Source organism: Pseudomonas sp. KSR10 (assembly GCF_022355455.1).
Lineage (GTDB): Bacteria > Pseudomonadota > Gammaproteobacteria > Pseudomonadales > Pseudomonadaceae > Stutzerimonas > Stutzerimonas stutzeri_E.
This window is the reverse complement of sequence record NZ_JAKOEN010000016.1, coordinates 64,093-76,429: the sequence shown is the minus strand read 5'-3', so window position 1 is coordinate 76,429 and position 12,337 is coordinate 64,093. Positions and strand designations below refer to the sequence as shown.

General features: G+C 63.0%; 15 protein-coding genes. 7 read left to right on the top strand and 8 right to left on the bottom strand.

Annotated features, from left to right (window positions below):
• Positions 1–184 precede the first annotated feature (184 nt).
• Positions 185–643, top strand: a complete 459-nt coding sequence (locus tag MCB86_RS07335; protein WP_045163578.1) for a GNAT family N-acetyltransferase — start codon at positions 185–187, stop codon at positions 641–643.
• Positions 644–799: 156 nt separating this feature from the next.
• On the opposite strand, the gene MCB86_RS07330 is transcribed toward MCB86_RS07335, so the two are convergent.
• The 3 genes from MCB86_RS07330 to MCB86_RS07325 are packed head-to-tail and all read right to left on the bottom strand — an operon-like array spanning position 800 to position 3,707.
• On the bottom strand, positions 800–1,495 hold the full coding sequence (locus MCB86_RS07330; RefSeq protein ID WP_045163579.1) for an anaerobic ribonucleoside-triphosphate reductase activating protein: 696 nt from the start codon (positions 1,493–1,495) through the stop codon (positions 800–802).
• Complete coding sequence (gene nrdD, locus MCB86_RS22935) at positions 1,492–1,659, bottom strand: anaerobic ribonucleoside-triphosphate reductase (protein WP_045163580.1); 168 nt, start codon at positions 1,657–1,659, stop codon at positions 1,492–1,494. The genes MCB86_RS07330 and nrdD overlap by 4 nt, the downstream gene beginning before the upstream one ends.
• Before the next feature lie 32 nt (positions 1,660–1,691).
• Entirely contained in the window at positions 1,692–3,707 is a 2,016-nt protein-coding gene (locus MCB86_RS07325) for a ribonucleoside triphosphate reductase (RefSeq protein ID WP_275589453.1), read from the bottom strand.
• Positions 3,708–3,942: 235 nt separating this feature from the next.
• Here MCB86_RS07325 and MCB86_RS07320 point away from each other — a divergent pair, with 235 nt between their 5' ends.
• Positions 3,943–4,620 (top strand): Crp/Fnr family transcriptional regulator, encoded by a 678-nt coding sequence (locus MCB86_RS07320; protein WP_045163582.1) that lies wholly within the window; start codon positions 3,943–3,945, stop codon positions 4,618–4,620.
• Positions 4,621–4,718: 98 nt separating this feature from the next.
• Positions 4,719–5,102, top strand: coding sequence for a putative zinc-binding protein (locus MCB86_RS07315; protein ID WP_239610473.1), 384 nt, complete (start codon positions 4,719–4,721; stop codon positions 5,100–5,102).
• Between the two features lie 117 nt (positions 5,103–5,219).
• Here MCB86_RS07315 and MCB86_RS07310 read toward each other — a convergent pair whose 3' ends face one another.
• From MCB86_RS07310 to norR, 5 genes are all read right to left on the bottom strand, one after another.
• Positions 5,220–5,714: an SCP2 sterol-binding domain-containing protein gene (locus MCB86_RS07310; RefSeq protein WP_045163584.1), complete on the bottom strand. Its 495-nt coding sequence runs from the start codon at positions 5,712–5,714 to the stop codon at positions 5,220–5,222.
• A complete protein-coding gene (locus MCB86_RS07305) occupies positions 5,708–6,598 on the bottom strand; it encodes a U32 family peptidase (protein WP_239610472.1) in 891 nt (296 codons plus the stop codon). The genes MCB86_RS07310 and MCB86_RS07305 overlap by 7 nt, the downstream gene beginning before the upstream one ends.
• A 14-nt stretch (positions 6,599–6,612) precedes the next feature.
• Positions 6,613–7,608 carry a peptidase U32 family protein gene (locus MCB86_RS07300; RefSeq protein WP_239610471.1) on the bottom strand — a complete coding sequence of 332 codons (996 nt, stop codon included), beginning with the start codon at positions 7,606–7,608 and terminating at the stop codon, positions 6,613–6,615.
• A gap of 351 nt (positions 7,609–7,959) precedes the next feature.
• On the bottom strand, positions 7,960–8,169 hold the full coding sequence (locus MCB86_RS07295; RefSeq protein ID WP_045163587.1) for a hypothetical protein: 210 nt from the start codon (positions 8,167–8,169) through the stop codon (positions 7,960–7,962).
• A 107-nt stretch (positions 8,170–8,276) separates the two neighbouring features.
• Complete coding sequence (gene norR / locus MCB86_RS07290; protein ID WP_239610470.1) at positions 8,277–9,812, bottom strand: nitric oxide reductase transcriptional regulator NorR; 1,536 nt, start codon at positions 9,810–9,812, stop codon at positions 8,277–8,279.
• Positions 9,813–9,958: 146 nt separating this feature from the next.
• Between norR and ytfE the strand changes: the two genes are divergently transcribed.
• The 4 genes from ytfE to MCB86_RS07270 all read left to right on the top strand — a co-directional run bounded on the left by ytfE (position 9,959) and on the right by MCB86_RS07270 (position 11,987).
• Positions 9,959–10,630 (top strand): iron-sulfur cluster repair protein YtfE, encoded by a 672-nt coding sequence (gene ytfE, locus MCB86_RS07285; protein ID WP_239610469.1) that lies wholly within the window; start codon positions 9,959–9,961, stop codon positions 10,628–10,630.
• 55 nt (positions 10,631–10,685) lie between these two features.
• Positions 10,686–10,823: a hypothetical protein gene (locus MCB86_RS07280; RefSeq protein WP_239610468.1), complete on the top strand. Its 138-nt coding sequence runs from the start codon at positions 10,686–10,688 to the stop codon at positions 10,821–10,823.
• Between the two features lie 153 nt (positions 10,824–10,976).
• On the top strand, positions 10,977–11,660 hold the full coding sequence (locus MCB86_RS07275) for a Crp/Fnr family transcriptional regulator (RefSeq protein ID WP_239610467.1): 684 nt from the start codon (positions 10,977–10,979) through the stop codon (positions 11,658–11,660).
• A 135-nt stretch (positions 11,661–11,795) separates the two neighbouring features.
• Positions 11,796–11,987 carry a DnrP protein gene (locus MCB86_RS07270; protein WP_239610466.1) on the top strand — a complete coding sequence of 64 codons (192 nt, stop codon included), beginning with the start codon at positions 11,796–11,798 and terminating at the stop codon, positions 11,985–11,987.
• Positions 11,988–12,337: the final 350 nt, after the last annotated feature.

Genomic DNA, 12,337 nt, shown 5'->3' with positions numbered 1-12,337 from the left:
CTCGCCCTGATCGCAAGCAAGGCTCGCTCCTGCAAGAGCGAGTGCCAACGCCGACGGCTTCCAGCAGTCCGACCCGCTCACGCAGGGCGTCGGGGAGGCTGCTTGCTGCTTGCAGGGACTGTCGACAGCGTTTGGCGTGGGATACGTTTAGTATCAGCGCTGGTATTTTCTACGAGTCGGCGTCATGTCAATCAACTGGATCTGCAAACACCACACCCAACTCAGCACGCAAGAACTCTATGCCATCCTGCGCCTGCGCGCGGACGTCTTCGTGGTCGAGCAACAATGCGTGTACCTGGATGTTGATGGCCAGGACCTGATAGGCGACACCTGCCACCTGATGGCCTGGCGCGACGAGCAATTAGCGGCCTACCTGCGCCTGCTCGCCCCTATCCAGCATGATGGCGACGTGGTCATTGGCCGCGTCGTGACCGCGCCCTCGGCCCGCGGTCAGGGCATCGGCCATGAAATGATGGTGCATGCACTCGACCATGCGGAGAAACAATGGCCGGGGCACTCGATCTTCCTGTCCGCCCAGGCCCACCTGCAAGGCTATTACAGGCGTTACGGCTTCGACCCGGTGGGCGAGGTGTATGTCGAGGACGGGATCCCGCACATCGGCATGCGCCGGAAGCGTGAGTAACACGCCTAAACGCCGCTCAGGAATCGCCAGCACCGGCTTGATACAAAAACTCCGATGCTCACCCTGATCGCGAGCAAGTTCGCTCGCCACGAGTCGTTATCGTTGCCAGCCCCGAAGCATCCGGAGGGAGCCGGAATGCTGCGAAGAGGCTTGACGTCACCCTCGCAGCACGAACGACGGAAACAGCATCCCCAGCCGATCCCAGAGTTTTTGCTGGTCATAGGGCGCGCGGCTGTCGGGCAGGGTGTTGTCGAACATCCTGGCGGTGCGCACGCACTGCACCGCAAAGCGCTCGACACCCAGGGCGCGAAGACGCTGGGCCAGGTCCCAGAGGTGGTCGGCATCAAACAGCTGCCAATGCACGGTGGTCCGGCATTCGTGGGCAACACCGCTTTCCAGCAAGTGCTCAAGGCTTTTCCAGTTGGCTTTGCCGCTGCCTTCGACTCCGGTGATCAGCATGCTGTGCTCCGGCAGGGCCTTGACGTCGAAGCCCACCCAATCCACCAGCGATAGCACCTGACGGAACAACCTGGGTTTGATGCCAGCGCTGTGCAGGCCGATCTTGAAACCCATCGCGCGCACCTCGGCAATCGCCTCGGGTAGCGCCAATTGCAGGGTCGGCTCGCCGCCGCTGAAAACGACCGCTTCGAGTAGTCCGACTCGTTCCCGAAGAAAATCGAGAATCCCGTCCCAAGGCTTTTCCTGCTCCCCACAGGCTGGAATCAGCCCGGGGTTATGGCAGTAGCGACAGCGCCAGCCGCAACCTTGGCAGAACAGCACGCAGGCGAGATGGTCTGGAAAATCCAATGTGGTCAGGGGGACCAGCCCCCCGACCCGAAGCGCTGCGTTCACGCAACGGTCACTCGCGCCGCCTGTTCAGTGAAGTGCCTGCGCTCCCGGTGCTCCGACTGCTTGCCCGGGTTGAAGGCGGTTACCGGGCGGTGATAACCCATCACACGGGTCCAGACTTCGCAGCGCTGGCGTTGGGCTTCGGGCAGTTGGGTGGCTTGGGTCATGTGTCGCTCCTCTGGGTTGGTTAGAACTCGTGTCACGCCGTGCAGGGGCATTCGGCCCGCCGCTTGGCAATCAATACCTCGTCGCACTTCGGGCAGAACTCGTGTTCGCCGCTCAGGTAGCCGTGGACCGGGCAGATGGAAAACGTCGGGGTGATGGTCAGGTAAGGCAGCCGGAACCGACCGAGCGCCTTGCGCACCAGGTTCTTGCAGGCCTGCGCCGACGAGATCTGCTCGGCCATGTACAGGTGCAGCACGGTGCCGCCGGTGTATTTGGTCTGCAGCTCGTCCTGCAACGCCAGGGCCTCGAAGGGGTCATCGGTGAAGCCCACCGGCAGCTGCGAGGAATTGGTGTAGTACGGTGCATCCGCCGAACCCGCCTGCAAGATGTCCGGGAAGCGCTTTCGGTCTTCCTTGGCGAACCGGTAGGTGGTGCCCTCGGCCGGCGTCGCTTCGAGGTTGTAGAGGTGACCGGTCTGCTCCTGGAAGCGCACCAGCACCGCACGCACATGGTCGAGCAAGTCGATCGCAAGCTGCCGCCCCGCCGATGTATGCAGCCCTTCGGCATCCTCGGTGAAGTTGCGCACCATTTCGTGCAGGCCGTTCACACCGACGGTTGAAAAATGATTGCGCAGGGTGCCCAGGTAGCGCTTGGTGTAGGGATAGAGCCCGGCGTCCATGTGATGCTGAATCACCTTGCGCTTGATCTCCAGGCTCTGCATGGCCATTTCCAGTAGCGCATCGAGATGCTCGAGCAACCCGGACCAGTCGCCGGCATGTAGATAGCCGAGGCGCGCGCAGTTGATCGTCACCACGCCGAGGGAACCGGTCTGCTCGGCCGAACCGAACAGGCCACCGCCTCGCTTGAGCAACTCGCGCACATCCAGCTGCAGCCGGCAGCACATCGAGCGCACCTGATTGGGCTGCATGTCGGAATTGAGGAAGTTCTGGAAGTACGGCAGCCCGTAGCGCGCAGTCATCTCGAACAGGCGATCGGCGTTCTCGCTGTCCCAGGGGAAATCATGGGTGATGTTGTAGGTCGGTATAGGGAAGGTGAACACCCGACCAAGTCCGTCGCCCGCCTGCATGACCTCGATGTAGGCGCGGTTGATCAGCTCCATTTCGGCCTGCAGCTCGCCATAGGCGAACGGCATCTCTTCACCACCGATATAGGGGATCTGCTCGCGCAGATCTTCCGGGCAGACCCAGTCGAACGTCAGATTGGTGAACGGCGTCTGGGTTCCCCAGCGCGACGGCACATTGAGGTTGTAGATGAATTCCTGAATGGCCTGGCGGATCTCGGCAAAGCCCAGATTGTCCTTGCGCACGAACGGCGCGAGGTAGGTATCGAAGGAACTGAAGGCTTGCGCGCCGGCCCACTCGTTCTGCAGCGTGCCGAGGAAGTTGACCATCTGCCCCAGCGCACTCGACAGGTGTTTGGGAGGCCCCGCCTCGACCCGGCCGGGAATGCCGTTGAATCCTTCGTTGAGCAGGGTGCGCAGCGACCAACCGGCACAGTAGCCGGCCAGCATGTCCAGATCGTGGATGTGCAGATCGCCTTCGCGATGCGCGGTACCGATTTCCGAACTGTAGACCTCGTCCAGCCAGTAATTAGCGGTGACCTTGCCCGACACGTTGAGGATCAGACCGCCCAGGGAATAGCCCTGATTGGCGTTGGCCCGCACGCGCCAGTCTTCACGAGACAGGTACTCGTTCATCGAGGCGGCGACATCGACGATCGCCTTGTGGTCGCGGCGCAGCCGGCCATGCTGCTCCCGGTAGACGATATAAGCGCGGGCAGTCGCGTAATGCCCCGCCTCCATCAGTACGCGTTCGACGGCATCCTGCGCCTGCTCCACCGCTACCACCCGCTGCTGCAAGCGCGTCAGCACCTGGGCAGCCAGCGCCTGGGCAGCGGTCTGGTCGAATTCACCCGTGGCCAGACCGGCCGTCTCGATTGCGGCGCCAATCTTGTCCAGTTCGAACGCTACCAGCCGCCCATCGCGCTTGCGCAGCGAGACAGGATGGTTCACCTCCTCAAGCCTGAGCATCACCCCTCCATCACCATATGTAGTAAGCAAAAAATCCAAAAACACAAGATGGTGTGAATGTAGAGAATCGAGGCCTGGAACGAATTGACCATCGTCAATTCGTCCTCGGTGTTTTTTCAACATCTGGCCTAGCCAACCGCGGCGGACGATCTTGTCCGAGGTCAAGGAAGCGCGACCACCGGGACTTCTAGGATGCAGCTTCGAACAATCCCGGACGCGTACCGGCGGAGGAACCATGCTCACCGAAACATCCCTTGTTGCGGAGCTTCGCCGCCATCACTTGTTCAGCCGGCTGCCCGAGGCGGCGATGCAGGAGGTCTGTGCGTCGGCCAATCTCAAGCGTTTGCCCGCTGGCGCTTCGCTGTTTCACCAGGGCGACAAGGCCGAGCGCTTCTACTTTCTGTTCAGCGGTCAGGTGAAATTGCATCGCGTAGTCTGCGACGGCCAGGAGAAACTGGTGGAGGTCATTCGCAGCGGCGAATCTTTCGCCGAAGCGCTGTTGTTCACCGGCGCGCCGAATTACCCGGTCAGTGCCACGGCGCTCAAGGCCAGCCTCATCGCCAGCCTGCATGGCCCGCACTATCGGCGCATGCTGGAGGAGCACCCGAGCATCTGCCTGGACATCCTCGCCACGCTCAGTATCCGTCTGCATCAGCGCATGAACGAAATCGACACCCTTACCCTGGCCAACGCCAGCCATCGCGTGGTGCGCTTTCTCTATCAGTCACAGGCGGACGACAGCGGCGTGGTCACGCTGGACGTGCCCAAACGCCTGATCGCCTCCAAGTTGGGCATACAGCCGGAAACCTTTTCGCGCATCCTGCACCGGCTGATGGAGTCGGGAATGATCAGCGTGCAACGCCGCCGCATCGAGATCCTGGACAATCAAGGCCTGGCTGCCTATCAGGAGTGACCTGCGACCAATCGCCCCAGCTTCTTGATGATCGTCAAAGGCAGAGATCCGCCAGGCTTGGATACTTGCCGACAGACCTATCGGATCGGGAGAACAGCATGTCGACGTCGCGCCTACCCTTGGTGTACGCCTGTTCAGGCTGCTCGAACGTGGCGCAGCTGGCCAACACCCTCGCGGTGCGCCTCGATCGTGCCGGGCTGGCAGAAATGTCCTGCATTGCCGGTGTCGGCGGAAGAGTCAGCTCGCTGGTCAACAAGGCCAACTCGGGCCGACCGATTCTGGCGATCGACGGCTGCCCTCTGCATTGCGCACGCGCCTGTCTGGCGCTCCACGACGTGACCGCCGATGTCCATATCACGCTCAGCAGCTACGGCTTGCGCAAGCGCTATCGCGAGGACTGCTCGGAGGCCGAAGCCGACGCGTTGTTCGTGGACATGAAGGCCATCATCGCCAGCGATCGGATGCAGCGGCGCGCGGGGTGAAACCACACATCGCTGGTCGGCGACTCGATCAGCCAGGGCGGCGGACTGAGCCCATCCTACGGCGCAACACTGAAGACCACCTTGACCAACGCCGCACCGCTAGCACTGCTAGTCGGATCAGGCACCAGCCGCCTGGGCCCGCCCGGCCGCGGCCACTTCTTCACCAGCGCCTTGCAGCAGTTTCCACAGCCAGCTCGGCAGCGAGTCGGGGTCGAGGCTGTCGATCAGGTTCTTGATCGCCAGGCCCAGCTCGGTATCGCCTTCGATGACCAGCCGGCGACGGAAGAACAGCGTATCCGGGTCTTCCTGACGGCTGGCCAACAGCAGGAACTCACGCCAGTTGCCGCGAATCGTCACCTCCGCTGGCACCTGCGCGGCGATGCGCAGCTGCTCACGCTCGCAGGTCAGGCACCAGGCGAGACCGAGGTCGGCGACTTCGAGCTTCAACCAGCGATCGTCCAGCACATCGAAGGCACCGTCACTCAGCGCTTCGGCGAATACCTGATTGAGGCTGCGCTCCAGCGCCAGACGCTGCAACAGGAACGGCGTCTTGGCGGCGAGCGGCAGCAGCCGCCCACCGAGATTCACCAGATGGGCACGCGGGCTCAACATAATCCGGCCTCCTCGGCGCGCAGCATGCCCGGCTGGCCATGCCAATACCCATTGCAACCGTCCACCGCCAGCGGCGGCAGCGCGCCCTTGCGCACCGCATCGAAGGCAGCGACCACCTCGTCCATACCGGCAGCGCGCGGGCTCAGGCGCAGCAGATCGGCACCGCTGTCGACCAGACCCGCGTAGTCGGCGAGCAGGTTGCTGACCGCTGCGGACATAGTTTGGATACCGTTGATGGTGAACAGCGCCTCACCCTCCTGGCTCAGCAACGGAATGCCCTCGGGATAGTTCTGGCAGCAGAACTGGCAGTCGTCCTTCGGCCGGTTCTCGGCACGGGCGGTGAAGCAGCGCGCCGAATAGGCCAGTGGCAGATGACCATAGGCGAATATCTCGATTTCCGGCAGCGCCACGCCCAGCTCCTGCAGTTGCGCGCGGGCACTCGTGATCAGCTTGCCGGAGGCTTCCACCGGCGGCACCCAGCGGGTCATGCCGCTGGCCACCAGCTCGGCCAGCGCATGGCCATTGTAGAGATTCAGCGCCGGGCCGCCGACGAAGGGCAACTTGCGCTCGGACATCAGCTGCACCGCGCCCATGTCGTTGGCTTCCACCAGCAGTTCGCCGTTGTCGCACAGGCGACGCAGGCTGGATAGCTCGGAAGCGGCTTCGACCAGGGTCAGGCCGGACAAGACCAGTTGCGCCGAGGAGGCTTCAGCCAGATCACGGGCCAGACCAAGCCAGTCATCGAGCATCAGCGCGCGGCGCTTGGAGCACACGGTTTCGCCGAGGTAGATGACATCCAGCGGCTGGCTGGCCATGTTGGCGTAGAAGTCCAGCGTCTGCTGGCGATCCCAGTAGAACAGCACCGGGCCCAGAGAAAGTTTCATGGGTGACTCCTCGTTCATTGCCAGGCCCGGTGATAGGCACCCAGGGTGGTTTGCGAGCCTTCGGAGAGACCGTCCAGCACCTGCCGCCAGCCGGGTTCGACCGCGTAGCGCTGCGGCGCCTTGAGATAGCTGTCCAGCGCCGCGCGCCAGACCCGGGTGACCTGCTCAACATAGGCCGGGCTGCGCTGGCGGCCCTCGATCTTCATCGCGGTGACGCCGATGGCGGACAGCTCGGGGATCAGATCCAGAGTGTTCAGGCTGGTGGGTTCTTCCAGCGCGTGGAAGCGCTGGCCATTGACCATGAAGCGACCTTTGCACAGCGTCGGGTAACCAGCCGATTCGCCTTCGGCGTAGCGGTCGATCAGCACATTGTTGAGGCGCGAGGTCAGCCCTTCCGGCTCCTCGCTCCAGCGCACCGCCTTTGCCGGCGAGCAGACGCCACAGAGATTGGGTGATTCGCCGGTAAGGTACGAAGACAGATGGCAACGACCCTCGGCCATGATGCACAGGCTGCCAAAGGCGAACACTTCGATCGGCACCGGGCTGCTGGCGGCGACCTGCTTGACCTGTTTGAGCGATAGCACCCGGGGCAGCACGGCGCGCTTGATGTTGTAGCGCTGCTGGTAGAACGCCAGCGCCGGGGCATTGGTCGCCGAGCCTTGCACCGACAAGTGCAGGTTGAGCTGCGGATGGCGCTTGGCGGCATAGCCCAATACGCCAGGGTCGGCGGCGATCAGTGCGTCGACGCCCATGGCGGCTGCCTGATCCACGGCGCGCTGCCAACGGCTCCAACCGTCGGGCTGCGCATAGGTATTGACCGCGATATACAGCTGCCGGCCCTTCTCGCGGATCAACTGCAGGCCCTTGTCGAGCTGCTTGTCATCGAGATTGAGGCCGGCGAAATGGCGGGCGTTGGTGTCGTCGCGAAAACCGACATAGATGGCATCGGCGCCCTGCTGGACGGCGGCCTTCAGCGCCGGCAGGCTACCTGCTGGACAGACCAAATGCATGGCAACTCCTAGACGTGCGGTTCATGCGCGCCGTGCCGATGGCAGCAGCGCCGTCCGGGCCGGACGGAAAGCCGGCAGTCTAGGTAGACGACCCGAGGTCGGCATTGATAAAGGTCAAGGAGGGGTAGCGCTCGAAGCTCGACGTTCGAAGCTAATCAGGGCTGGGCTTTCATTCGGATATTGTCGATGTTGTTCTGCATGCCATGCAGTTCGCGCGGGGCGAGACGCCATGGGCGCGCGGCTTGTTCACGAGGCTCCGGCTGCGTTTTCGCCACAAGCTCGCTAAGCCGCGCATGCCGATCCGCCGACAGCCCAGCTTCTGCTTTTGCTGCCAGCCTCCAGCGCCTCGGTCTATATTCCCTCGTCGCCTTCGAATTCCTCGGTGGCGCGCGCGACCATCTGCCGCCAGGCACCGGATTCGTCCGCCAGCAGACGCATGGCCTTGAGGCTGGCGACGAAGGCCTGTTGGTAGTGCTGTGGATTATTCTCGCTGGCGGCGCGCTCGGCATGCGCCAGCGCCTCGGTCAGCAGCGCGTCGAACTGGTCATGGTCCAGAGCCATGGAAGTCTCCTCGATAGGTCATGTCAGCAGCTTAGACCAGCGAGCTGTCGAGACGACTCGCGCCGATTGGCGGCAATTGCGATGAAACGGTTGCTACCACGTCGGGGCTATTTGAGCTTCAGCCGTCTGGCGAGCTTGTGCAGGTTGCTGGAATCGACGTCCAGCAAGCGGGCTGCCTGTGCCCAGTTCTCGCCGCTGGCCTCCAGGGCGCGAACGATCGCCAGGCGCTGAGCGTCATCGACGGCTTGGCGCAGCGAGACGATTTCCACTTCCGTCGGTGTCGGTTGCGGCTGGGCCTCGGCAATCGGCGCAAGCGAGGCGGCATGCGTGCTGTCCAGATCGAGCAGATCGGGCTCCAGGGTGAGGATCTCGCTGCGTGACGCGCCACGGCTGAGCAGTCGCAGCGCCGCGCGACTGATCACGTGCTCCAGCTCGCGCACGTTGCCCGGCCAGCCATAACCGAGCAACGCGCGCTCGGCGGCAGGTGACAGTCGCATGCTGCGCAGCCCCAGCCGGGCGCGGTTCAGCTCGAGAAAGTAGCCGGCCAGGATCAGCACGTCATTGCCGCGTTCGCGCAGCGGCGGAATCGGTGCCGGGTAGACGGACAAGCGATGGTAGAGATCGGCACGAAAATGCCCGTCGCGCACGCTCTCGCGCAGATTCCGATTGGTCGCCGCGATGATCCGCACATCGACCTGCCGCGGCTTGTCGGCCCCGAGACGCTGGATTTCTCCGTTCTGCAAGGTGCGTAGCAGCTTGGCCTGAACCACCAGCGGCAACTCGCCCACTTCATCGAGCACCAGAGTGCCGCCGTTGGCTGCATCGAAACGGCCGGGCCGATCGGTGGTGGCACCGGAAAACGCACCTTTGACGTGACCGAACAGCTCGCTTTCGGCCAACGATTCAGGCAATGCGGCGCAGTTGACCAGCACCAGGGGCTTGTTGCGGCGGCGCGAATGGCGGTGCAACCAACGGGCGAACAGCTCCTTGCCCACGCCGGTCTCGCCCAGCAGCAACACCGGCAGTTCGGAGTCGGCGACCACTTTCAGTTCCCGCAGCAGTTCGGAAATCACCTGACTCTGGCCGAGAATCTCACCGTCACCCGGCACTTCGGTGGGTTCCAGCACATCGGTGCGGGCCAGGCGAAGGCCGCGATTTTCGTGCTCCAGCCGGGTGATACGAATCGCCGCCTCGATCACCAGGGTATAGCGCTGCAGGTCGCGCCGCGCGTCGTCATCGAAGGTTCCGGCGTGCAACGCATCGAGGGTCAACGCGCCCCATAGCTTGCCTTCCACGAACAGGCTGACGCCCATGCAATCGTGTACCGGCAAAGGCTCGCCGGCACGTTCGTCGAGCAGCCCGTCGTAAGGGTCCGGCAGCCGGCTATCGGGTTCGAACCAGGTGGGCTCGCGTTGCGAGAGGATCGCAGCGAGCCGCGGGTGTTGCGCCACCACGAAGCGCCGGCCAAGCGCCTCCTGCACCAGCCCCACCGCGGCCAACGGGCGCAGCGTGTCGTCATCGAGGCGCAGCAACACCACCGCGCCACAGCGGAAGCGTTCGTGCAGGGTATGCACCAGTCGTTGCAGGCGAACCGCATTGGGCAGCTCGGTGACAAGATCGGCCAGCAGTGCTTCTTCCATCATGGTGCGAACTACCCTCAAGGTTTTTTAAACCCTATACCGGTCAGGTAGTTTTCACCAAGCCTAAATTTAGGTCCTTATGAATCAACCGGTTAGCTATGGCACGGAGCTTGCCCTTCTCCTGTATCTCCACTCACGGATACGCCGCCATGAACATCGCGTTTACCGAGCAGACCCTGGGCAGCTTGGCTTGCCTCATCCCCGGCGCCACCCGCGTGTTCCGCCAGTACAAACTGGATTTCTGCTGCGGTGGCAACATCCCGCTGCGCGACGCGGCGCTGCAGCGCAACCTGGACGCGCAAACCATAGCCAACGAGCTCGCGGCACTGAGTATCAACTCGACAACCGAGCTGGATTGGCGCAATGAATCGGTCGCCGAGCTCATCGAATACATTCTCGAACGCTTTCACGAACGGCATCGTGAACAGCTTCCAGAGCTGATCCGCCTGGCCAGCCGCGTCGAGCAGGTACACGGCAACAAGGCTGACTGTCCGACCGGGCTCGCCGAACACCTCTGGCGCATGCAGCAGGAGCTGGAAAGCCACATGCTCAAGGAGGAGCAGATTCTGTTCCCGATGCTGCGCCGCAACATCCTACTGTCGCCGACCCAGGGCCCGATCGCGGTGATGCGCTACGAGCACGACCAGCACGGCGCCGCGCTGGAGCGCCTGGCCGAGCTGACCCATGACATCACCCCGCCGGCCAACGCCTGCAACACCTGGCGCGCGCTTTATCGCGGGCTCGAGGAGCTGCGCGACGACCTGATGCAGCACATTCATCTCGAGAACAACATCCTGTTCGTCAACGCCGCTGCACATTGAGGCGACAACGAGCCACGCGGGCCAGATGGCCCCATCCTGTAGTAACGGAGGCGGTATGAAAGCAGTGATTCAGCCCTTGGTGTGGGGCCTGGCCATGGCGTCGATGCTGGCGTTGGCCAGCGGTGTGGCACTCGATCTGGTCGTCAGCCCCACACAAGCAGCCGTCAGCGGAACGAAAACGCTCTCACCCTGACGGGCCTGATGCCATGCGTTTCAACACTTGGCATGCATCAATACTTCAGTCCCACGCCTGGGCTAGGCTCAGTAAAACCTCGACGCCGACACCTGTGAACCGGTACGGCACCCGTCCGAGGGCGGTTGATTATTAGAAAACAGGATGCCTTGCATGGTGCTTCATCGCGTACACAACCAGATCCTCCGTAGCCATCACCTGTTCGAGCCCTTGAATGACGAACAGATGGACGAGCTGATGAGCGCCAGCCAGCTGCTCAATCTCGACAAGGGCGACAACCTCTTTCATCAGGGCGAACCGGCCCATTCGTTCTACTTCGTGATTTCCGGGGCGATCAAGATCTACCGGCTGACCCCGGACGGGCAGGAAAAGGTCTTCGAGGTGATCGGCAACCGGCAGACCTTTGCCGAAGCGATGATGCTCATGGACACACCCAACTACGTCGCCTCGGCCCAGGCCGTCTGCCCGACCCAGGTCTACCGGTTCTCCAATACGGCCTACATGCGTCTGCTGGAAGCCAACCAGAAGCTGTCCTTCGCGCTACTCGGCAAGCTCAGCGTGCGCTTGCATCAGCGCATCAATGAGATCGAAACGCTGTCGCTGAAGAACGCCACCCACCGCGTGGTGCGCTACCTGATGACGCAGCTGGCGCGACTCAAGGACGAAAGCAACAGCTTCGAGCTGCCGATGGCCAAGCAGCTGATCGCCGGCCACCTGTCGATCCAGCCGGAAACCTTTTCGCGCATCATGCGTCGCCTGATCGACGAAGACATCATCATCCAGGAAGGCCGGCAGATCACCATCCTCGATCGCCAACGCCTCGAACAGTTCGAGTGATCGGCAGCAACCGCCCGCTCCCCCCGGTCGGCTGCCCGTCCAGGCCGAGCGGCTTTTTCAGGCGGTTGATTGCGGTCAACCTTGATCGGTCGCCAGGGATGGCAAGCTGGACCTGACGTAAAGAGGACGCCGCCCATGCCCAAGTGCTTGTACTGCCAGCAACCCAACCCGCCGCAGGAAGCCGAATGCAGCAACTGCGGTATGCCCCTCCCCGCCCACGCCGATACCGCTGGCGAACGGCGCCAACGCAAATTCTTCTGGTTCTGCATCGGCCTGACGGTGTTCTGTGCCGTGATGATCGTCTGGTTGCCGCGCCACTTCTTCTAAGGGGCGGCCACACTGCCCGCGTGATGCACAGAAGCGGAACGCCGCTTGCCTATCCTGCCGTCCTGAAAAGCTTCGTCCCGAGCGCGGGGCTCCCACAACAAAGCAGTCGTGCATGCCGCCGCCCTTGTAGGAGTCGCGACCCGCGGCGAATGGCGCCGGCTCGGTGCTAAAACGCTTCGTTCCGAGCGCGGGGCTCCCACAACAAAGCAGTCGTGTATGCCGCCTTTGTAGGAGTCGCGACCCGCGGCGAATGGCCGCAGCTCGGTGTCTGAAAAGCTTCGCCCCGAGGGCGGGGCTCCCACGAAAGCAGTCGTGCATGCCGCCGCCCTTGTAGGAGTCGCGACTCGCGA

Excerpts from the sequence above, each read along its gene's own strand:
- MCB86_RS07335 (WP_045163578.1), top strand. The coding sequence starts at position 185 with ATGTCAATCAACTGGATCTGCAAACACCACACCCAACTCAGCACGCAA.
- nrdD (WP_045163580.1), bottom strand. The coding sequence starts at position 1,659 with ATGACCCAAGCCACCCAACTGCCCGAAGCCCAACGCCAGCGCTGCGAA.
- MCB86_RS07325 (WP_275589453.1), bottom strand. The coding sequence starts at position 3,707 with ATGCTCAGGCTTGAGGAGGTGAACCATCCTGTCTCGCTGCGCAAGCGC.
- MCB86_RS07320 (WP_045163582.1), top strand. The coding sequence starts at position 3,943 with ATGCTCACCGAAACATCCCTTGTTGCGGAGCTTCGCCGCCATCACTTG.
- MCB86_RS07315 (WP_239610473.1), top strand. The coding sequence starts at position 4,719 with ATGTCGACGTCGCGCCTACCCTTGGTGTACGCCTGTTCAGGCTGCTCG.
- MCB86_RS07310 (WP_045163584.1), bottom strand. The coding sequence starts at position 5,714 with ATGTTGAGCCCGCGTGCCCATCTGGTGAATCTCGGTGGGCGGCTGCTG.
- MCB86_RS07305 (WP_239610472.1), bottom strand. The coding sequence starts at position 6,598 with ATGAAACTTTCTCTGGGCCCGGTGCTGTTCTACTGGGATCGCCAGCAG.
- MCB86_RS07300 (WP_239610471.1), bottom strand. The coding sequence starts at position 7,608 with ATGCATTTGGTCTGTCCAGCAGGTAGCCTGCCGGCGCTGAAGGCCGCC.
- MCB86_RS07295 (WP_045163587.1), bottom strand. The coding sequence starts at position 8,169 with ATGGCTCTGGACCATGACCAGTTCGACGCGCTGCTGACCGAGGCGCTG.
- norR (WP_239610470.1), bottom strand. The coding sequence starts at position 9,812 with ATGATGGAAGAAGCACTGCTGGCCGATCTTGTCACCGAGCTGCCCAAT.
- ytfE (WP_239610469.1), top strand. The coding sequence starts at position 9,959 with ATGAACATCGCGTTTACCGAGCAGACCCTGGGCAGCTTGGCTTGCCTC.
- MCB86_RS07280 (WP_239610468.1), top strand. The coding sequence starts at position 10,686 with ATGAAAGCAGTGATTCAGCCCTTGGTGTGGGGCCTGGCCATGGCGTCG.
- MCB86_RS07275 (WP_239610467.1), top strand. The coding sequence starts at position 10,977 with ATGGTGCTTCATCGCGTACACAACCAGATCCTCCGTAGCCATCACCTG.
- MCB86_RS07270 (WP_239610466.1), top strand. The coding sequence starts at position 11,796 with ATGCCCAAGTGCTTGTACTGCCAGCAACCCAACCCGCCGCAGGAAGCC.